The sequence below is a fragment of the Trichocoleus sp. FACHB-46 genome (genome assembly GCF_014695385.1).
Classification (GTDB): Bacteria; Cyanobacteriota; Cyanobacteriia; order FACHB-46; family FACHB-46; genus Trichocoleus.
Genome location: NZ_JACJOD010000014.1, coordinates 1 through 21,340 on the forward strand (window position 1 = coordinate 1; position 21,340 = coordinate 21,340).

At 48.8% G+C, this 21,340-nt stretch carries 14 protein-coding genes; 6 read left to right on the forward strand and 8 right to left on the reverse strand.

Annotated features, from left to right (window positions below):
• Positions 1 to 266: 266 nt before the first annotated feature.
• On the reverse strand, positions 267 to 1,046 hold the full coding sequence (nth, locus tag H6F72_RS10405; protein ID WP_370527487.1) for an endonuclease III: 780 nt from the start codon (positions 1,044 to 1,046) through the stop codon (positions 267 to 269).
• A gap of 154 nt (positions 1,047 to 1,200) precedes the next feature.
• On the opposite strand from nth, the gene pruA reads away from it, so the two are divergent.
• Complete coding sequence (gene pruA / locus H6F72_RS10410) at positions 1,201 to 4,215, forward strand: L-glutamate gamma-semialdehyde dehydrogenase (RefSeq protein WP_190434395.1); 3,015 nt, start codon at positions 1,201 to 1,203, stop codon at positions 4,213 to 4,215.
• A gap of 30 nt (positions 4,216 to 4,245) precedes the next feature.
• Complete coding sequence (locus tag H6F72_RS10415; protein WP_190434396.1) at positions 4,246 to 4,686, forward strand: GNAT family N-acetyltransferase; 441 nt, start codon at positions 4,246 to 4,248, stop codon at positions 4,684 to 4,686.
• On the opposite strand, the gene H6F72_RS10420 is transcribed toward H6F72_RS10415, so the two are convergent.
• The gene (locus tag H6F72_RS10420; RefSeq protein ID WP_190434397.1) at positions 4,658 to 6,553 is read right to left on the reverse strand and encodes a GAF domain-containing sensor histidine kinase; all 1,896 of its coding nucleotides are present in this window, start codon (positions 6,551 to 6,553) and stop codon (positions 4,658 to 4,660) included. The genes H6F72_RS10415 and H6F72_RS10420 overlap by 29 nt on opposite strands.
• A 229-nt stretch (positions 6,554 to 6,782) precedes the next feature.
• On the opposite strand from H6F72_RS10420, the gene H6F72_RS10425 reads away from it, so the two are divergent.
• The gene (locus H6F72_RS10425) at positions 6,783 to 7,724 is read left to right on the forward strand and encodes a cobalamin-binding protein (RefSeq protein WP_190434400.1); all 942 of its coding nucleotides are present in this window, start codon (positions 6,783 to 6,785) and stop codon (positions 7,722 to 7,724) included.
• A gap of 40 nt (positions 7,725 to 7,764) precedes the next feature.
• Here the strand turns inward: H6F72_RS10425 and H6F72_RS10430 are convergent, their stop codons facing one another.
• The 3 genes from H6F72_RS10430 to H6F72_RS10440 form a co-directional block, all read right to left on the reverse strand.
• The gene (locus H6F72_RS10430) at positions 7,765 to 8,340 is read right to left on the reverse strand and encodes a Uma2 family endonuclease (RefSeq protein WP_190434402.1); all 576 of its coding nucleotides are present in this window, start codon (positions 8,338 to 8,340) and stop codon (positions 7,765 to 7,767) included.
• 140 nt (positions 8,341 to 8,480) lie between these two features.
• Positions 8,481 to 12,467 (reverse strand): magnesium chelatase subunit H, encoded by a 3,987-nt coding sequence (locus tag H6F72_RS10435; protein ID WP_190434404.1) that lies wholly within the window; start codon positions 12,465 to 12,467, stop codon positions 8,481 to 8,483.
• 711 nt (positions 12,468 to 13,178) lie between these two features.
• Positions 13,179 to 13,655 (reverse strand): ankyrin repeat domain-containing protein, encoded by a 477-nt coding sequence (locus H6F72_RS10440; RefSeq protein WP_190434406.1) that lies wholly within the window; start codon positions 13,653 to 13,655, stop codon positions 13,179 to 13,181.
• 197 nt (positions 13,656 to 13,852) lie between these two features.
• On the opposite strand from H6F72_RS10440, the gene H6F72_RS10445 reads away from it, so the two are divergent.
• Entirely contained in the window at positions 13,853 to 15,139 is a 1,287-nt protein-coding gene (locus H6F72_RS10445; protein ID WP_190434409.1) for a lipid-A-disaccharide synthase, read from the forward strand.
• A 39-nt stretch (positions 15,140 to 15,178) separates the two neighbouring features.
• Here the strand turns inward: H6F72_RS10445 and H6F72_RS10450 are convergent, their stop codons facing one another.
• Complete coding sequence (locus tag H6F72_RS10450; RefSeq protein WP_190434411.1) at positions 15,179 to 15,568, reverse strand: hypothetical protein; 390 nt, start codon at positions 15,566 to 15,568, stop codon at positions 15,179 to 15,181.
• Between the two features lie 441 nt (positions 15,569 to 16,009).
• Between H6F72_RS10450 and H6F72_RS10455 the strand changes: the two genes are divergently transcribed.
• On the forward strand, positions 16,010 to 16,630 hold the full coding sequence (locus H6F72_RS10455) for a M23 family metallopeptidase (RefSeq protein ID WP_190434413.1): 621 nt from the start codon (positions 16,010 to 16,012) through the stop codon (positions 16,628 to 16,630).
• Positions 16,631 to 16,771: 141 nt separating this feature from the next.
• Here the strand turns inward: H6F72_RS10455 and ftsH are convergent, their stop codons facing one another.
• Entirely contained in the window at positions 16,772 to 18,649 is a 1,878-nt protein-coding gene (ftsH, locus tag H6F72_RS10460; protein WP_242016879.1) for an ATP-dependent zinc metalloprotease FtsH, read from the reverse strand.
• Between the two features lie 468 nt (positions 18,650 to 19,117).
• On the opposite strand from ftsH, the gene H6F72_RS10465 reads away from it, so the two are divergent.
• Entirely contained in the window at positions 19,118 to 19,783 is a 666-nt protein-coding gene (locus tag H6F72_RS10465) for an NADPH-dependent FMN reductase (RefSeq protein WP_190434418.1), read from the forward strand.
• A 136-nt stretch (positions 19,784 to 19,919) separates the two neighbouring features.
• Here the strand turns inward: H6F72_RS10465 and H6F72_RS10470 are convergent, their stop codons facing one another.
• Entirely contained in the window at positions 19,920 to 21,110 is a 1,191-nt protein-coding gene (locus H6F72_RS10470) for a ferrochelatase (protein WP_190434420.1), read from the reverse strand.
• Positions 21,111 to 21,340: the final 230 nt, after the last annotated feature.

Genomic DNA, 21,340 nt, shown 5'->3' on the forward strand with positions numbered 1-21,340 from the left:
GGTGCTATCTTGGCTTTCAAACTATTTTCTTTTCTAGGTGCGGGGGCCGACTGATTCGGTGCGCTTCCGCGCCCCTTCTCTCTCGACCGCTTAGCCAATATAACGAAGTCCACATAAGACTGTCAAGGGGTGGGGGAAAGTTTTTTGGATTACTGTAAATGCCCTTCCCTGAAAGGGTCTTAGCCATTTTCATGGCCTTGAGAGCACGATCGCCTACCTTTCAAAACCAAAAAATTTTTACTCAAGCATTGAAGAGGGAATTCAGTTCACTGAGCCCTAGCTTGGCCAAAAAGACAAAGGTCTAAAACTGGGCAGCGATCGCAAGCAGGATTTCGGTAGTAGCAGCAGCGCTGACCGTGTAGCATCAGAACTTCGTGATTATCGTAGACTTGCTGAGCGTTCCAATCGAGAGGAAGTTGAGCTTCCAGGAGAGCATGCGCTGGTCCCACGGCAGTATTAGTTGGGATCAAACCTAGTCGCACGGCTACTCGATGATGGTGACTATCTACGGGTAAGGCAGGGCGACGCAACCGACTAAATAACAATACGGCTGCGCTGGTTTTAGGGCCTACCCCAGGTAGCGACTCTAGCCATGCCCTTGCTTGGGTGACTGGTAACTCTGCTAGAAAGTCTAGGGATAGCTCGCCATTATGACGCTCGCTGATTAAGCGCAGGATTTGCTGAATGCGAGGGGCTTTTTGTTCTGGCCAAGTGCAAGGTGCGATCGCTGACTGAATCTCTTGAGTTGGAGCATCTCGCACGGCTGACCAATCCGGAAAGCGTGAGGTTAACTGTTTGAAGGCACGGGCTGAATCAGCGTTGCGAGTCCGGTGAGATAACAGCGCTGAAACTAACTCACTTAGGGGATCTAGATCGTGAAAGAACGGGATGGGGCAACCGTACTCTAAGCACAGGCGATCGTGAATTAATAGGACTTTTTGATGTAGCTCTTTAGAGATGGCGGGCGATCGCAAAATTGTTAATTCTCCGACGTTACAACGCAGATCGAGAGCAATTTTTAATTGATGCAGCTTTGTGGCTAACACCTCTGTCAACGGTTTGCTAAGTAGAGCACAGGCTGGTGAGCCAACTAGTCCTAGAGTAACAACGAAGCTTCCAGCGCATTTGCATTTCAGCGCTCACAATAGGAAGTAGAGAGATCGTACCCGCAGCTTTTGGCCAAATGGGAGCCTTGTATCTATGGTTGTCCACATCTCCAGTCGAGCCGACGAAATTCAAGTTCAAGCATTAGAACAACTGACCCAAGCGATCGCCCAACAACTGTTGACAGCCTCGCGAGAGAGTCGCTCCTTTTTTGCCCAAATGCGCGACCAAATGCGCTGGGATGACAAGTTGCTAGCTTGGGCTATGAGTAATCCTGGGTTGCGGGTACAGCTCTTTCGCTTCATTGACTGCTTACCCTCCCTGCGTAGCAAAACTGAGATTGCTCGACATTTACAAGAATACTTAGGTGATCCAACCGTAGAGTTGCCAGCGGCGCTTAAAGGCTTGCTCAACTTTGCCAGTCCAGACTCGCTACCAGGACAAGTCGCAGCCACGACTGTTTCAACTGCGGTAGAAACTCTAGCGCATAAATACATTGCTGGGGAAAGCGTCAAGCAAGTCCTAAAAACAATCGAACGACTGCGTAAAGACAAGATGACCTTTACCGTTGACTTGCTGGGTGAAGCGGTGATCACAGAAGTAGAAGCACAATCCTATTTAGATCGCTATTTAGACTTGATCACCCAGTTAAGTAACGCTGCTAAAACTTGGCCGAGAGTAGAGGCAATTGACCAAGCAGAGGGAGAGGAGCTTGATAAAGTTCAGGTTTCAGTCAAGCTAACCGCGTTTTATTCCCAATTTGATCCGCTGGATGCTCAAGGTAGCGAAGCCAAAGTGAGCGATCGCATCCGGACTCTTTTACGACGAGCGAAAGAGGTGGGAGCCGCTATTCATTTTGATATGGAGCAGTATGTCTATAAAGATTTGACCCTAGCGATTCTGAAGCAAATCTTGATGGAAGAGGAGTTTCGCAGTCGTACAGATATCGGGGTGACGCTGCAAGCTTATTTGCGAGATAGTGAACAAGATTTACAAGGTTTAGTCGCTTGGGCCAAGGAACGCAGGTATCCAGTTACAGTGCGCTTGGTTAAAGGTGCTTATTGGGATCAGGAGATCATTAAAGCCGCACAAAAAGATTGGTCAGAACCTGTTTACAAAGACAAATCTTCTACAGATGCTAACTTTGAGAACTTGACGCGCATCCTGCTAGAAAACCACGAGTATCTTTATGCAGCGATCGGGAGCCACAACGTTCGATCGCAGGCTTATGCAATCGCGATCGCCCAGACTCTCAAGATTCCTCGGCGACGGATCGAGTTGCAGGTGCTCTACGGCATGGCGGATAAGTTTGCCAAAGCTCTGGTTGAGCAGGGATATCGAGTACGAGTTTATTGTCCTTATGGTGACTTGATTCCAGGGATGTCTTACCTGATTCGGCGTCTGCTGGAAAATACCGCCAACAGTTCCTTCCTTCGACAAAATCTTGAGGAGCGACCGAGTGCAGAACTTTTGGCACCTCCACAAGTGACAACTGCGGATCAAGCAGGCACCGCTTCACTTCCGGTTTCTACTCATCAAGCTCATTTTCAGAATGTCCCTGACACCGACTATGCTGATTTAGCTCAACGGCAACCTGCTTTGCAGGCGATCGCCACGGTGCAGCAGCAGTTGGGAAAAACCTACTGGCCCCTGATTAACGGCGAATATCAGCAGACCGAAGCTCAGGTAGATTCTGTTAATCCTTCTAACCCTATAGAAGTAATTGGCCGCATTGGTTTAATGAGCCAGGCTCAGGCAGATAAGGCGATCGCAGCAGCTAAGGTAGCATTCCCAGCTTGGCAACGTACTCCTGCTCAGCAACGAGCTAATATTCTTCGCAAAGCTGCTGATTTGCTCAACCAACGCCGCGCCGAGCTAGCTGCTTGGATTGTGCTGGAAGTTGGCAAGCCCTTGCGGGAAGCAGATGGTGAAGTCTCCGAGGCGATCGATTTCTGCCGCTACTACGCGGATGAGATGGAGCGGTTGGAACCAGGGCATAGTTACGATTTAGCTGGTGAAACCAATCGCTACCACTACCGACCTAGAGGTATTGTGCTAGTGATTTCTCCTTGGAATTTCCCCTTAGCAATTCCAACCGGGATGGCTGTAGCAGCTTTAGTCGCAGGCAATTGCACTCTGCTCAAGCCTGCTGAGGTTTCCTCGGTGATTATTGCCAAATTGACCGAAATTCTGGTAGAGGCGGGCGTTCCTAAAGGCGTTTTTCAATATGTGCCAGCCAAAGGATCAACGGTTGGCGCTTATATGGTGAAGCATCCCGATATCCACATGATTACCTTTACTGGATCTCAGGAGGTGGGTTGCCGCATTTATGCAGATGCTGCCATTTTGCAACCAGGACAAAGGCACCTCAAGCAGGTGGTTGCTGAGATGGGTGGCAAAAATGCCATCATTATTGATGAGAGTGCCGATTTAGACCAAGCTGTGCAAGGTGTTGTGCAGTCGGCTTTCGGCTATAGCGGCCAAAAATGTTCTGCTTGCTCACGAGTCATTGTGGTGGAGCCAATCTATGAAGGGTTTGTGGCTCGGCTAGTAGAAGCAACGCGATCGCTGAATGTAGGTGATGCGGCTCATCCTAGTACTCAAGTCGGTCCTGTCATTGATGCCACGGCTCGCGATCGCATCAAGAGTTATATCGAGCAAGGTAAATCTGAAGCCCAAGTTGCGTTAGAAATGCCAACTCCGGACACGGGGTATTTTGTTGGACCTGTTGTTTTTAGCGAAGTCGCTCCTACTGCCGCGATCGCTCAAGAAGAAATTTTTGGCCCAGTGCTATCTGTGATTCGGGCTAAGAATTTTGCTGAAGCTTTGGCGATTGCGAATGGCACGCAATTCGCTCTCACAGGCGGTCTTTATTCCCGCACTCCTTCTCACATTCAGCAAGCCCAAGCTGAGTTTGAGGTGGGCAATTTGTACATTAATCGAGGCATTACAGGCGCGATCGTAGCTCGTCAACCCTTTGGCGGTTTTAAGCTCTCTGGAGTGGGCTCTAAGGCAGGTGGCCCTGATTATCTACTGCAATTCTTGGAGCCTTATGCAATTACGGAAAACATTCAACGTCAAGGGTTTGCGCCAATTGAAGGAGTAGATTAAGCCATCATCCGAAGCTTTGGCTAATCACTGATGGAAAACCTGAAGCTGACAATTGTGACCTACACCAAAGCACAGGTGTCGATTCAAGCAATTCGATACTTGGTTTTTCAAGTTGAACAAAAAGTTGATCCAGCACTTGATTTTGATGGATTAGATCCAGAGAGCCAGCATATTTTGGCTTCTGTGGATAGCCAGCCTATCGGCACTACCAGACTACGGTATTTAGATGAGCAAACTGTCAAAATAGAACGGCTAGCAGTTTTACCGGAATTCCGGGGACAAAAGATTGGCCGCAGAATTATGGAGGCTGCACTGGAATTTCTCACCCAATCTAAAGTTAAAACAGTACAATTGCATGCTCAGTTTTATGTCAAAGATCTGTATCAAAAGCTGGGTTTCACTCAAGTTGGAGATGTATTTGAAGAAGCAGGAATTCTGCACGTCAAGATGAAAAAGAAGTTGCATGACTAGTAAGTGATAGATCTGGTAGACAGAGGGTGAACTGGCTACCGCAACCTAAGGTAGAAGTGACTGTGACATCGCCACCGTGAAGACGGGCGAGTTTACGGGTTAGAGCCAGACCTAAACCTGTTCCTTCGTATTGTCGGTTCAGCTCACCATCTACTTGAGAAAAGAGTTGAAACAACAAAGGAATTTCTGCCTCGTCAATACCAATGCCTGTATCAGCAATAGTAAATATAAAATCATCTGTTTGCTTACAGACGGACAGTGAGACTTGGCCTACAGACGTAAACTTAACAGCGTTAGATAACAGGTTCAACAGCATTTGCTTTAAGCGCCGTTCATCGGCAACGCAGGTCTTAGCTTGACTGTCAATTGTGCTAACTAGCTGTAGCCCTTTCGCTAACGCTTGCTCTTTAACTGTACCTAGACAATACTGGCAAAGTTCAGGTATTGAAATAGGGGCTAGGCTTAACTCTTCATAACCTGCCTCAATCCTAGAGCAATCTAAGATGTCATTAATCAGAGATAAGAGATTTTCACCACTGCTATGAATGCAAGATATATATTCTTGCTGTTTGTCATTTAAGGAACCAAAAATTTGTTTTTGTAGCAGTTGAGATAATCCTAGAATTGCATTTAGAGGGGTACGAAGCTCATGACTCATCGTGCTTAAAAATTCAGTCTTGGCTTGATTAACTGCCTCAGAAATTTGTTTCTCTACTTCTAATTCTTGAGTTTTAGATTGAACTAAGTTTTTGGTTTTGCAAAGCGCGATCGCAGCTTGTTCAGCAATTTTCTCTAGAAGCGAAATCTCATCTGTGGTGAATTGGCGGTAATCACTTGTAGTGTGCAAACCAATACCACCAAACAAGGCATCCTGAATAAAAATAGGAGCACTGAGTACAGAAAGGTGATACTGCTGAACCCGCTGTATAGTGACGTTTCTTGCTGCGTAATCAGGGGCATGAAAAACACGTCGATGATAAAATTCGGAATCTAGATCTAGCAGATCAGGCCATACAGATACAGGTGCCTGAAAGCTCAACATTGACCCAATCTCAGGGTTCACTCGCCACTCATTTAATATTTGAATAAAACTAGCCTGAAACTGAAAGATAATCACTCGATCGACCGCAAAATACCGACCAATACACTGAGTAATTTCATCTAAGATTTGCTCAGAATCAAGGGTTGAATTAATGGCTCGGTTGATCTGATTCAGCAGTTGTTCGCGTTGTGCTTGCTGTTGCAGTTGATTGAACAATTCAGCCTGTCGGACTGCAATTGATACTAGAGTCGCTACTTGCTCTAGAAACTCTACTTCATCAGGTTGCCAAAAATGCGCTTCGGAACACTGTTGGGCTACTAACAACCCCCACGATTGCTCCTGATTTGGTTCATCAGTTTGAGTAGTAGATGATTGTTCAGTACTGGTAGTATCTACTTCTACGGGTTCATTGGCAAAGGCAGCATCAGCCTGAAAAATTGGCACTACTAGCTTTGCTTTAACTTGCAACTGGTTCATCAATTGCAAAAACTCAACTGCATAATTGCCCTCAGCAGTATCATTAATGATCTGGTTTTGATTCAGTTCTGTATTTAAATCTGAGCTTGATTGCCAAACCGAATGACTTTTTCTTGCTGGGTACAACGACCATTCAGGAGATACTGACTCAGCCACTAAAGTTCCATTCTGATTCGAATCAAAGCGGTAGATTAAAAGACGATCAGTTTGCAAGAATTGACGAATTTCTACAACGGTTGTCGCCAAAATTTGATCTAAACTCAGCGATCGCCGAATTCGCAACGCTATATTACGCAGTAAACAATCGCGCTCTGTCTGCTGCCATTCAGCTTGTTTGCGCTCGCTCATATTCAATCGAAAGTTAGTAAAATCAAACTTTTGGATGAAACCATGTTGCAACATTAAGTCCTGAGCAACTTTCTAGCAATCCCTTAAACTAGTGAAAACATCCTCATCCTACTTCTCGAAACTAGCAGCCTTTTTACAATTTTGGCGTTATTTAAGGATCAAAACTCACCGCGTTTCGGCATGAACTATTTAGAGTTATGGTTGATAACAGCGTTTAGAGTCAATCCTGATGGCTGATATGGAACTAAGAATTGTCTCTCTGATCCCGAGTGCCACAGAAATTTTGGCTCAGCTAGGTTTGACGCATCAGATTGTGGGGCGATCGCATGAGTGTGACTATCCGGTAGAGATTCTAACTCGCCCAGTTTGCACAGAACCTAAATTTAACCCAGTGGGTACGAGTGCAGAAATTCACGATCGCGTGACTGACTTGCTCCAATCCGCACTCAGTGTTTATCGAGTCAGAACTGAGGTTCTAGAGCAGTTAAAGCCGACTCATATTTTGACCCAGGCTCAATGCGAAGTCTGCGCTGTCAATTTAGCCGATGTTGAGCAAGCTGTGGCTACGCTGACCCAGACTCAACCACAAATTATTTCGCTACAACCGAATACGTTAAAGGATATTTGGGACGATATCCGACGAGTAGCGATCGCCTTGGGGATTGAGAGCCAATCTAGCCTGACTCAACTACAAACCAGAGTAGAGGCATGTGCCACCAAAACGCAAGCTCTCAGCGATCGCCCCACGGTTGCTTGTATCGAATGGGCCGAACCGTTGATGGCCGCAGGCAATTGGATACCTGAGTTGGTTGAGTTAGCCGGAGGTCAGTCCCTATTTGGTGTTGTCGGTCAGCACTCGCCTTGGTTGCAATGGGATGCCTTAGTAGCTGCCGACCCTGAGGTGATAATTTTGATGCCTTGCGGTTATGACTTGGAACGCACTCATCAAGATGCGATCGCTTTAGCCAAACATCCCGAATGGCCAATGTTGCGAGCAGTGCAAGCAGGCAGTGTTTACGTTACGGATGGTAATCAATATTTCAACCGTCCTGGCCCTCGATTAGTGGATTCCCTAGAAATCCTCACCGAGATTTTGCATGCCCATCTATTTAACTTTGGCTATGAGGGCACAGGATGGCAGCGTCTACCTGCTCAAGTTAAGGTCAACTAGGAAGTTGGGCCAGGAAGAGGCAATGCAAGCGATCGCTCTTTTACCAAACAGAATCAAGACTGAGTACAAACCCAGGCAATATCCCTTCTCCTGCAAGTGATACGGGCGATTTGAGAATCTCCACATCGTGGTTAGGGCGGTAAATTTCCACTTGCTGAGATTTGCGATCGATCAACCAACCCAACTGCACTCCATTCTCACGATATTCCTGCATTTTTTCTTGTACTGTGGTCAAGCGATCGCTGGGCGATACCAACTCAATCACAAAGTCTGGACAGAGGGGAATAAACCCTGCTTTTTGCTCAGGAGTCAGAGCATCCCACCGGGCTTGCTGCACCCAAGCCACATCAGGAGAGCGATTGGCACCGTTCGGCAACTTAAAGCCAGTGGAAGAATCGAACACTTGGCCTAGTTTCTGTTGCTGATTCCAAATCCAAAGCTGAGCCGTTAAACCTGCGTTACGGTTTCCGGTTTCTCCTCCGGTGGGTGCCATGATGATCAATTCTCCGGTCGCAGAGCGTTCAAATTTCAAATCACGATTTTTCTGACAGAGCTGATAAAACTGCTCGTCGGTCAGGTCAATTATCGAATTGAAGTCAACCGTAAGGCTAGTCATGGCGCGATCGCGGCACTCCACAAACAGATGCCTTTAATTTAACGCAAGCAAAAAGGGAGGCTCAAACATGCCTCCCCTAAGCAAATCAACTCATTGGCGATAACTGTTTAAGCAGCCTAAAAAATCAACAGTTCGCCTAACTACTCAACGCCTTCAATACGGTCTTCTACTTCTTGATAAAGTTCGCGGAGCATATCGAGGTTTTCTTCGCTGGTTTCCCAGTAGCCGCGACCGTTGACTTCTAGCAGTGTGGAAACCATCTTGCGGAACGAATGGGGGTTGAGATTCAGCAAGCGCTTCCGCATTTCTTCGTCTTGGATGAACGTGGCATTGGTATCTTCGTAAATCCAGTTGTCCACTGCACCAGCGGTCGCCGACCAACCCATCGTGTTTACCAAGCGCTTAGAGAGCTCCCGCACGCCTTCGTAACCGTGGCTCAGCATCCCTTCGTACCACTTGGGGTTCAGCATCTTAGTGCGAGCATCCAAGCGCACAGTTTCTGAGAGAGTCCGCACTTGAGCGTTGGCAGTGGTGGTGTCCGCAATAAAGGAAGCAGGTGCTGTGCCATCGCCCCGGAGCCGTGCCACAACTTTGGTGGGGTCGGAGTCAAAGTAGTGGGACACATCCGTGAGAGAGATCTCAGAGGAGTCCAGGTTTTGGAAGGTAACATCCACCGTTTTCAATGCTGACTCAAACAAGCTGCGGTCTTGCTCCATCATCCCTGGATTATCGGAGTTGAAGGCAAAGGACTTACGGGCCAAGTACATGTCTTGAAGTTCGGATTCAGCTTCCCAAGTGCTGTTCTCCACCGCCAAGTTGACGTTTGCTGCGTAAGAGCCAGAAGCATTCGAGAACACACGAGTCGCTGCTTGACGCAGGTTGATGCCCATATCTTCAGCTTGCTTCATCGCGTGCTTGCGGACAAAGTTCATCTCTAGAGGTTCATCCGCTTCAGCAGCCATCTTAATAGCGCGATCGAGCAGGTTCATTTGGTTGATGAACAAGTCACGGAACACCCCAGAACAATTCACGACCACATCTACTCGAGGACGACCGAGTTCTTCTAGCGGGATCATCTCCAGCTTGTTGACCCGTCCCAGAGCATCAGCGACAGGCCGTACCCCCACCAACAACATGACCTGCGCCAAGGATTCACCATAGGTCTTGATGTTGTCTGTTCCCCAGAGCACGAAGGACACAGTTTCAGGCCATTGCCCCCCATTTTCTGCTCGTTGCCGATCCAGGAGGCGATCGACTACGATTTGGGCGGCTTGTACGGCTGCTGTCGTGGGAATCGATTGGGGATCAAGGGCGTGAATGTTCTTACCTGTGGGCAACACATCCGGGTTACGAATAGGATCACCACCGGGGCCAGGAAGGACATATTCACCTTCGAGAGCTTTGAGCAAAGCACCAAGTTCGTTGTCTGCCACAATTTGCTTGAGGCAGAATTCTAGGTACTCGAACAGGGGCTTAATGTCGTCAGTGTTGACTTTGGGATAGCCTGCTTGCTGCAAGGCTTCAATCCAAGGTTCTTTACGGCCCATGTTGAAGAAGTTGAGCACCGAAACTTTGGAAACTCGACCATCAGCATCGGTTTGCTCTTTCACTAAGGCGGCGACAGCAGCACGGCAAGCCAGGGTGATGTCTTGGAGTAGTTGCACATCTTCGAGCAGACCGCGATCGCTGTTCTTGTAAATGTCATCGATGTCGCGACCAATGCTCTCAGCAATAATCCGCAGTAAGCTTTTAACTTCTTCCTCCGGGCGATCGAGTCCGGCGATATTGACCAGAGTGGCGATCGCTTCTTCCGCAGTGGGAGGCTTACCAATCACATGCAGGCCACAGGGCAGCAAGCGCGATTCGATCTCCATCAGCTTGCGGTAGACCATGCCCACAATGTTATCCCGCTCTTCTGCCGTCATATCTTTGGCATCTTGATCGGGCAGGGCAATATCTTTGTCCAAGTTGACGATCCGGCACTTGTCCATAATCGTGTTGACGATGGGAACGCCGCGACCGCTATCTTTCAGGGTTTGGTAAGAAGCAATCAGCTCGCTTAGCTCTTTTAACCCTTTGTAGAGGCCCGCATTTTCGGCAGGAGGTGTGAGGTAAGAGATCGTTTCGGCGTAGGATCGACGCTTAGCGATCGTGGCTTCTGATGGGTTGTTCGCTGCGTAGTAGTAAAGGTTAGGGATGTTGCCGATCAAGTTATCGGGGTAGCACTCACCCGACATCCCCATTTGCTTACCTGGCATAAACTCCAGAGAGCCGTGGGTACCGAAGTGCAACACCGCGTCCGCTTTCCAGATCTGCTCTAGGTAGGTGTAGTAAGCCGCAAAGCCGTGGTGAGGGCTGGCTGAGCGAGAGAACAGCAACCGCATCGGGTCACCTTCGTACCCAAAGGTTGGTTGTACCCCAATAAACACATTGCCGAAGTGCTTCCCGTAGATCAGCAAGTTCTGACCATCGGTGTTGAGGTGTCCGGGTGCAGGTCCCCAAGACTCATGTAAGCGCTCGTGGTAAGGAGTTAGCTCCTCGTACTCAGGCACCGACATCTTGTAGGCGATGTTGAGTTCGGGGCTGTTGTACTGAGCTTGAGCATCATGAATCACCTCTAGCATCAGGGCTTCTGGCGACTCAGGTAGTTCTGGTACGTCGTAACCGTTTTGCTTCATGGCTTCCAGCACTTTGTAGATGGAGCCGAAGACATCTAGGTAAGCGGCAGTACCGACGTTACCTTTATCGGGTGGGAAGCTAAAAACGGTAATTGCTAGTTTTTTGTCTACTTTGGGTTTGCGGCGGAGGCTAGCCCACTTCATCGCCCGCTGAGCTACCGCTTCAATTCGGTCTTGCAGCGCGATCGCCTTACCTGTCGCACCATCGCGACCCGAGAGAATAATCGGCTCGATCGCGCCATCGAGTTCTGGGATGGCAATTTGTAGCGCCACTTGGATTGGGTGCAGACCGAGGTCGCTGTCTTGCCATTCTTCGGTGGTTTGGAACACTAACGGTAGCGCCACCATGTAGGGACGGTTCAAGCGCTTCAAAGACTCGATCGCTTTGGGATGGTCTTGCCGTGCGGGTCCACCGACTAGCGCAAATCCAGTTAAAGAAACGACAGTATCAACGATCGTGGATTTGGTAATCGGGTCTTGAAAGTAAGCATCGATCGGTTTTGAGAAATCTAAACCGCCTGCAAAGACGGGGATGACCCGTGCGCCCATGCACTCCAGTTCTTGCACCATCGCCACATAGTGAGCATCGTCGCCTGTCACTAGGTGTGTCCGTTGCAGCACCAAACCTACACAAGGAGCCAATGGATCTTTGAGGTCAGCAGAAATGTCGGTGCGGCTGTTGTACCAGTTGAAGTATTCTTTGACATCTTCGTACATGGCAGGGGCGAGGGGATGCCAGATGCCCATATCAGGGTAAGTGACAGGATCGCGGTATTGCAAAGGCGCGAAGCTCTGCTGACCCACTCTCTTAGCGACGTATTTATCGCTCAGCATCAGCAGGAAGTTTTCTAGGTTTTCCTGAGAGCCGCCGAGCCAGTATTGGAAGCTAAGCATGAAGTTGCGGGCATCCTGCGCCTTGTCCATTGGCAGGTACTTCAGCACCTTGGGCAGGGTTTGCAGCAGCTTCAGCATGCCGTCTTGGAAACCAGAACCAGCTTTTTCTTTGCGCTTCCGCATGAACTGGGCGATCGCACTCTTTGACTGGCCTAACTGCGCCATTGAGAAGGTGCCCATTTTGTTCAGGCGCATGACTTCTGGCATGGAAGGGAAGACCACGGCCACATCCAGGCGATCGCGGTGCGGTTCTACTGCCGCAACCACTTTTTCTGCCAACTCTTCAATAAAAATCAGTGACGCAATGAAAATATTGGCGTTGGCGACATCTTGCTCAAGCGCCTCAAGATTCTCAGGGCTGCGGAGTTCTTCCAACAAATAGCCGCTGATCTCGATCGCCACATTGGGGTTGTTCTGGTTAATAGAGCGAACCGCTGCCGAGAGCGAACTCTGGTACTGCGGCTCTAGCACGACATAGACCACCTTAATCAGAGAGCGTCCTTGGATGTTGTCAGGCGCAATGTGTCGAACGGTGGGCTTGACGTGGGTGAACATGCGGTTGGGCTCCTTGTTATACGTGTTCTCTTATTGGCATCACTAGGGATCGGCTGGGAAGGATATAACTCCAGCTTTCTACCCATTCGCCTTTCAGCCACTCACAGGACAACTTGGGCTTGTTTCACCAAAGGTGCCTCATCTTGGACATGCCTTGCCAAAACCAGCGCTAGGTATAGAGGCGAAGTTTTGCACGGTGAGACAAATTAGTGGCCCATGAGTGTTTTTACCAGAAAATCCTTACCAAGTGAGCAGTTTGACGACTAACTGACACAATTTGATAAAAAAACTGAGAACTTTCTTTACATTTATTTACAGTAATCAAGTGCAAGCACTCACGTATTTTTAATATTTCTTAATTTTTATCCTATAAAATTTTATTGAGCGATCGCACCAAAGTAGCAAAACCCCTACAGGAGCGGAATGTGTTGCTCAAGTTGCCTAGATTAGCAATAACTGTTTCTCGAAATAAATAATAGCTTCGTGATTTTTTAATTGTTGAATTTGCTTGAATGATTTATTTTTAGTAGGGCTTTAAGCAATTAATGAATTAGAAGATCCTCATTTAATTCATTAATTACTTGGCTCTTAAAGCTCTTGATTTCTATGTTGATTAACCGGATGCAGGAAGGAAAACACTAATTTGCACAGTTTGACTAAAATTTAGTCGAACTACCACTTATTTAACTAGTTATTTAGTTTACGACAGTGCTAGGAACCTTGACGGGCTTGCTTTAGCAGCTCCATCACCTCAGTCTGCTTTTCCTCCGCTGCCCAAACAAAAGCAGTCCAATTATGGTTATCTCTGGCATCAATATCAGCACCACTGGCCAACAAAGCTTTCACAACTTCCAGATGGCCTTTAGCAGCAGCGCTCATTAACGCCGTCAAACCAAAACTGGTTTTAGCGTTGACTTCTGCACCTTTATTGAGCAGCAATTGAACAATCAAAAGGTGCCCAGCCGCAGCCGCACCCATTAAGGCAGACCACCCATCTCGGTCTAGAGCGTTGACTGCTGCGCCTTGGTTCAGCAGAGCAGCAACGACATCCGCATGCCCTGCTTCTGCCGCTGCGATTAAAGCTGTTGAGCCTTCCTCATCCTGAGCATTCACATCTGCTTTTTGAGCCAGTAAGGTTTCTACTTGGGCAATGTCTCCCCGTTTAGATGCAGTGATTAGGTCTGTCATGGCTTACGATCCCTATCTAGACATGCACAAAGAAGTACGAATGGATTGAATTGAAGTTGAACTGAAGCTGAGCGATCGCATCCAGAGCTGTAGGTGAATTAAATAGAGTGATCAAAGTCGCTCTAGGAAAAATTTATCCTAGGAGGAGCAATTTTGACGCAAGCTGACCAAGCAGTAAGGGTAGGAGAAGCAAATTAGTGTCTGCTGTTGATATTTTGATTCTCTCCAATGGCCCCGGAGAGCTAGCTACCTGGGTAAAACCTGTCGTCAAGGCATTGAGAGCGCAACTAGGAGACGATCGCGCCCAAGTGCGAATTTCGGTTGTTTTATCTCCTTGCCCCAATGCTAGCGGTCAAGAAGCGGCGATCGCGCAGAGCTACCCAGAAGTTGACCGAGTCCAAGCGGCAGAGCATTTCGCTGCGTTTTTGCTGTCTGGTAAAACTGTAGACGCTTGGGACTGGCGCGATCGCGGGGTAGTGTTGTTTTTGGGTGGCGACCAGTTCTTTCCCGTGGTAATTGGTAAGCGGCTAGGGTACCGAACCGTGGTCTACGCCGAGTGGGATGCTCGTTGGCTGCGCTGGATCGATCGCTTTGGAGTTATGAAACCGGAAATTGCTGCTCAAGCTCCCCCCGCTCAAGCCCACAAATTTACCGTCGTGGGTGACTTAATGGCAGAGGCAGGCACCTTCGAGCGACCCAAGAGCGATCTAACAGATGCAAGCACAGGGAAAAGCACAGAACTGATCGGCTTGTTGCCAGGGTCGAAACCAGCCAAGTTAGCTCAAGGCGTCCCATTAACGTTGGCGATCGCGGAGCGCATCCACGCGATTCGGCCCCAAACTCGCTTCGTCATTCCCGTGGCACCTACCCTCAGTCTGCAAACCCTAGCTCGATTTGCTGATCCTGAGGAAAATCCAATTTCCCAATTATTTGGTGGTGTAGGGGCGCACTTAGTGTTGCCAGAAGCGGGTCAACAACCTTATTTGAAAACCGCAGCAGGAGTTCAAGTAGAACTGCGGACTGATTTCCCTGCCTACGACCTACTCTCCCAATGCCAGCTTTGCCTGACTACAGTCGGCGCAAACACTGCCGAGTTAGGATCTCTCGCTGTTCCCATGATTGTGCTAATTCCCATGCAACAAGCGGATGCTATGCGGGCTTGGGGCGGCATCCCTGGCCTACTAGTTAACTTGCCTGGGGTTGGCAGCAGTTTCGCCAAACTGATCAATTGGTGGTTTCTTAGCAAACCTCGGCTGCTAGCTTGGCCTAACATCTGGGCACAGGAGCAAATCGTGCCAGAAAAAGTGGGCATCGTGCAGCCACAAGAAATTGCAGACTTAGCCTTAGACTGGCTAGAGCATCCTGAGCAACTGCAACAAATCCGCGATCGCCTCCGTAGCGTCCGAGGCCAACCCGGAGCCGCCACAAAACTCAGTCAAATCGTCGCTGAGGAGCTAGGCTTCAACTCGGCTCCTCACTCCTAACTCCTCTCCTCTTCCTTCACTCCTAACTCCCCACCTCTCTCACTTCCCCGCCGCCTGCCCATCTCGGCGGCCTAGCTCGTAAACAGCACAGCCTATACAAGTCAAAATTCCTAAACTGATAGCCCAGCTTTTACCTAGACTAATTTCTACTCCGTAGTTACACAGCGCTCCTGCCCCTAGAAACGGCACAATGCTAAAGACCGATGCGTAGAACGCATTTTGGGCTTCCCGGGCTTTGCGAGTCCGCTCAAACTCTGCTTCTGACGTGTAGAGCGATCGCTCAGCAAAGTTAAACCAACGGTCGATTTGCTCCGTTACCCATTCCCCCGCTGGGGAGAACCCCAGATATAAAGCCAGCGACCATAAGCTTGCCCCTGCGATCGCCGTAGTATCGAGTACTAGCGGTATGGGAAAAATATTAATCTGCATGGCTATGGCAGCAGTTTGTGAAATTTAATGGACTGTTAAAAGTTGTAACAGATATAAGAACGAAATCACACTGATTCAGCGGCTCTGTGACGAATTGACATAAACACCTGATAGATTTGCCAGCAGCCTAGGGTAATATACTCCGGAAGCGCTAGTGGCATTGAAGGCCATTCGTGCTTCTGGCTACAAAATGGTTCTGAGCTAGCAACTCCTGATCTAGGATGATCTAGGAGCGATCGCTTGAGGAACTTAAACGGGTGTATCGACGTACATAATCTGAGTGCTTGAGCTACAGCAGACTCAATCCTGCCCCCCTGATTGAGACCTTAGAAATATTTCGTCATCCGTAAAGGACGCTGTATGGAGAAACGCAATTGTAAGTCCGCTGAGCAGTTGAGGAGTAAGCAGCAAGCATCCACATCGCTCCTAAAACCCAAAACTATGATTCGAATTGGACAAGCCCTACTGATTGCAGGTTTGGGTTTAGCAGGCTTCGTTGCCTCTGATTGGCCCCAAGAAACAGCTAGAGCCCAAGAAGTTGCAACCAACCAAGTAGCGACAGGAAGCACTTGGCAAGGCGCTTCTTTCCCAGTTGAAAATTTTCAAGCTTATACCTCTGCCTTTGGCTATCGCCAATCTCCTAGCGGTTATAGCCAAGAATTCCACCACGGCCTAGATCTAGCTGCCCCTGAAGGTAGCTACATTCGGAGTTGGTGGAACGGTACCGTGGTGGAAGTATCTGATGACAGTGCTTGTGGTACTTCAGTAGTCGTTCAGTCGGGCGAGTGGGAGCATATTTATTGCCATATGCAAGGTCATGTAGAAACGGCTAACGGAGGTCGTTACCTAGTCGATCGCGAAGGTGGCATTCAGATGCGCGAAGGCCAGCAGCTAGCCGCTGGAACCCGCCTCGGTCGAGTAGGTATGACAGGCCGTACCACTGGCCCCCATCTCCACTGGGGAATGAAGTATTCTGGGCAGTGGGTTGATCCAGCTCTAGTGTTACGAGCCATGTATGCTCAGCAAAGAGCTGGTCACTCAGTTTCTAGCCGCCCTAACTAAGGGTTCTGAATTAAGGCAGACAAAAATAAAGAGAGAACAGCCTTAAAATCTGTTCTCTCTTTTTTATGGCTCAATTTTGGGACAAAAACAGATAGTAGCCCGCTTGCGCGAACAAGATGCCCGCGCAACAAGTATTACCAGCTAGATGCTACTGACTTCGCTAGGAGCCGCTGGCTGATGCTTGCTAGGCAGTTGGGTGTATTCAGCCACAATTTGGCGGAATTGATCGCCTTCAACCGTTTCTTGATCTAGTAACGTATCCACCAGTCGATCCATCAAAGCCCGATTTTCCCTCAGCAAGGTACGGGCCCTCTCATGGCACTGGAAGACAATCGCTCGGACTTGGTGATCGATTTTAGTAGCAACTTCCTCAGAGTATTCAGTTGAACGATTCATCAGATCTCGCCCCAGGAACACTTCGCTGCTTTGGCTTTCAAGCGCAAATGGCCCTAAGTCAGACATACCGTAGCGAGTCACCATTTCTCGAGCGTAGTCAGCCACGGCTCGGATATCTCCCGAAGCACCTTTTGTCACCTCGTGATAGCCAAACACTTCTTCTTCCGCTGCACGGCCACCCAAGAAAACGGTGATGCGATCGAGCAACCAAGCGCGGCTGTACAAACCATCATCAATGGTTTCCTCGTTGGGTAGAGGTTTGGCGAATCCACCAATCCCACCAGAGCGAGGGATAATCGTTACTTTGTCTAGAGGGTCAGTTTTCTCTAGCAGCGTCATCAGGAGGGCGTGACCCACTTCGTGATAGGCAATCAGGCGCTTCTTCTTGCTGTCAAGTAACGGGGTGAGGGTTAAGCCAATGGTGACGCGATCGATCGCATCATCCACTTCTAGAGGTGTAACTGCATCTTTACGCCGTCGGGCGGTCAAAATAGCGGCTTCATTCAATAAGTTGGCCAGATCAGCACCTGAGAAACCGGGAGTGCGTTGGGCGATCGCATCCAAAGAGATGTCTGGCGCTAGCTTCTTATTGCGCGCGTGAACTTCTAGAATCCCTAAGCGACCTTTGTAGCTGGGCAGGTCTACTGTAATTTGGCGATCGAAGCGACCGGGACGCAATAGAGCAGAATCTAAGACGTCAGGACGGTTGGTTGCCGCGATGATGATGATGCCATTGTTGCCTTCGAAGCCATCCATCTCGGTGAGTAACTGGTTGAGGGTTTGTTCCCGCTCATCATTGCCGCCACCGATACCTGCCCCCCGTTGACGACCCACCGCATCAATCTCATCAATGAAGATAATGCAAGGCGCGCTTTCTTTCGCTTTCTTGAACAGGTCCCGGACGCGAGAAGCGCCGACACCCACAAACATCTCGACGAACTCAGAACCAGAGATGCTGAAGAAGGGTACACCCGCTTCCCCCGCGATCGCCTTAGCCAACAGAGTTTTACCCGTGCCTGGAGGACCCACTAGCAACACCCCTTTAGGAATGCGCGCTCCAATAGCGGTAAAGCGTTCTGGCTTCTTGAGGAAAGTCACAACTTCTTGCAGTTCTTCTTTAGCTTCCTCAATCCCAGCCACGTCATCGAACATGACGCCTGTTTTGGCTTCCATTTGAAACCGAGCCCGCGACTTGCCAAAGTTCATCGCCTGACCTGGGGCGTTAGTCGAGCGCCGCAGAATAATCAACAAACCCGCAATCAAGAGAAAAATCAACAGCAGATTTGCCAGCAAGCCAACGGCTGTACTGTTATCAGGAGATGGTTGAACTTCAAAATCTACATCATTGGCCCGGATGCGCTCAATCAACTCAGGATTCTGCTCCAGCAGAGGTACTTCCTGCATCGCGTCCGTCTTTTTCTCTCCTGCCAACCGGACTCTAGCAACGTTTTGGGTTGGGTCGACCTCAACCCGTGATACTTGACCTGCATCAATTTTCCGCAAGAGCTCACCATAAGTGAGGGAGTTGCGGCCTGCTTGAGCTAGCCCTGGGGTCGTTAACAACGCAGTTTGGAGTAAAAACCAACTGGCTGTAATTGCCCCAGTAACGGCAGAACTCCTCATCAAGCGATTATTTGTCAGTGCCTTGCGGAAACTTTTCATACTGGATTGCCTTTTGCCTCCCGCCTGAACCTAACTCCTCTGAGTAGCTGCAAAACTCAGCTTGACAGTAGAAGCTAGGAAATCTCTTATCTAGTTTAACTTTCCTAATCCTGGACTTCAGGACTTTGAGTAACAACTCTGTTGATTCAGGTCTTGATCTAGTTGATAGCTATCTACCGCAACCATCCTCAAGAAAGTTGATCTCTAATTTTCCCCAAGGAAAACATATAAATTTGACAAAATGTAACTTTCTTAGTTAAGCTAATTGTAGTCGTAATGACTCCGTTTTTCAATAAGACATTTTTAGGTTACTTTTCGAGCCAATTCTCAGCTCACCAAATCTGTGCGTTTCATTCAGACTTGGTTTCCGGCTGAAGCTTTAGCAGTTATTTCAAGCTTGCACGGAATTTCTTTAGGAGGGCTAGACCTATGGTTAGATTTGTTGGTATTGGTGGTAGTCTACGCGCTGACGCTCATAGCTACCAAGCATTGCATGTAGCAGCAGAGCGATTGCGATCGCTCGGTGCCGAAGTGGAAGTCATTGACCTCCGCACCTTGAACCTGCCTTTTTGCCGTGGGGGACAAGACGAGTATTTGGACTACCCAGACGTAGCTCGGTTGCGCCAAGCCGTTAAGCAAGCAGACGGCCTGATCTTATCCACACCGGAGTATCACGGCAGCCTCAGTGGTGTGCTCAAAAATGCTTTGGACTTGCTGAGCTTTGAGCAGTTATCTGACAAAGTGACTGGATTGATTAGTGTGCTCGGCGGCCAGTCTAACAGCAACGCCCTAAATGACTTGCGCGTCATCATGCGTTGGGTCCACGCTTGGGTAATTCCAGAACAAGTTGCGATCGGGCAAGCCTGGAGCGCCTTTGACCCAAACGGTCAGCTACGAGACGAAAAACTATCTGAACGTTTCGACCAATTCGCTCGCAGCTTAGTCGAGAACACTTGTAAGCTGCGCGGCGTCTCTGTGGCTTCTGCTCAGGACGTGCTCGTAGCTCAAGCAGGTGTTTTAACTACTGGCAGCACTAATACTGACAGCACTAATAATGGCAACAAAGAAGGTACCGCAACTAGCACCCGTTCTTAAAAGTTGCCTCATTAACTTTGGCAAATCTTCCCAACTAAAATCACAATCACAGCAAAAAGGGGGTTAGTAACCCCCTTTCTTGTTTATCAATAGACTTTTTGGCAGCGATCGCTAGAGATCTTGCCGCACTTGTTTTCTAGTGATGGTGTCCGTGATCGTGATGATGCTCGTTGCCATGAGAGTGATCGTGATGGCCATGATGATGGTGATCATGGGTATGTTGCGCCTGAGCCTTAGCTAGACTTGGGTTTACCACCAGGGCCTGCTCTGCCAACAACGCTTCGATTTGGGGATTAGCCCAATCTGCTGCCATCTGCAAAAACTCAGGCTGGGCATTGACACATTCCATCTGCACGTAGGTCACGTCAGGTCGGCGGCGACGGAGACCGTGAATAATGTGGTCTACGTCCAAAAGAGTTTCATGGTTTTCAGTCGCAAAGCCAATCGGCATAAAGACTAAAGCGGTTGCCCCCAAATCCATCAAGTTTTTGGCAGCTAGTTCGGCATTAGGCTGCGTCCACTCAATCAAAGGAGTTTGATGATTTAACCATCCCGGAGAAATGAGGGGGTAACGATAAATCAACTTCTCACGAACCCGGTTGTAAAGTGCTTCGCTTTCTTCAATCCCAGAGGTGAAGCCCTTGGCTTTGTGCGGACAGCCGTGGTTCATCAAAATGATGCCCGTTTGGGAGGGGAGATGAGCTACAGCCAAATCCGTTTTGATTTTGTCCTCGACCAAATTAGCCAGCAGATCAATATATTCCGGTTCGCTGTAGAAGGAGGGAATATAGCGCTGACCCTTGACCCAATGCTCGGTGCCATCTACTAACTTGGTGAGAGCGTTATTCACTTGCTCCACAGCAATGCCGCTGGTAAAGATGGAATCAACGACGAGCAGTGGGTAAATCAGAATTTTGTCAAAACCTTGGGTTTTAATCTCGGCTAACACCTGTTCTGGCAGAAATGGCGCACAGAAGTTAAAGGCTTTGAAAACTTGGACGCGATCGCCCCATCTGGCTTGTAAGTTTTTTTCAATCCCAGCTCGCTGCTGCTCAAAAATGGCATTGTGCGGCGAAATAAAGTTGTCGTGCTGGTGTCCCCACTCGTGCAGATCAAAAACTGCAAGTAGTTTGGCCAGGGGAGGATAAATCCAAGTGGGAACTGGGGCGAACTTAGCGGTGAGTAAGTTAAGAGCTTGCTCGTTGTAGTTCGCAAAATCTTCGTAGCTTTCGACTTCGCCATAACCCATCAACAAGACAGCAACTCGATCTTGCGGGACAGATGAAGTTGGAGTTTGCTGTTGCTGTTTTTCGGGAGTTGCAACCACTATTTGTTCCTCGACCTTGCACTTTAGTTGATCACTGACGCATCAGCAGCGGCTTAAAAGCTCTACTTCAAGCGCGTCCTAGTCTCCCTAGGCTAACATCCCCTCCGGGGGGATGGAATTAAAAAATGTTTTATAAGGGCGATCGCTCCGATGAGAGACACTACCTACGCTGTATATCTTGCAGACAACACCGCTATTGATAGCGAATCCTAGCTATCAAATCTTCTTCC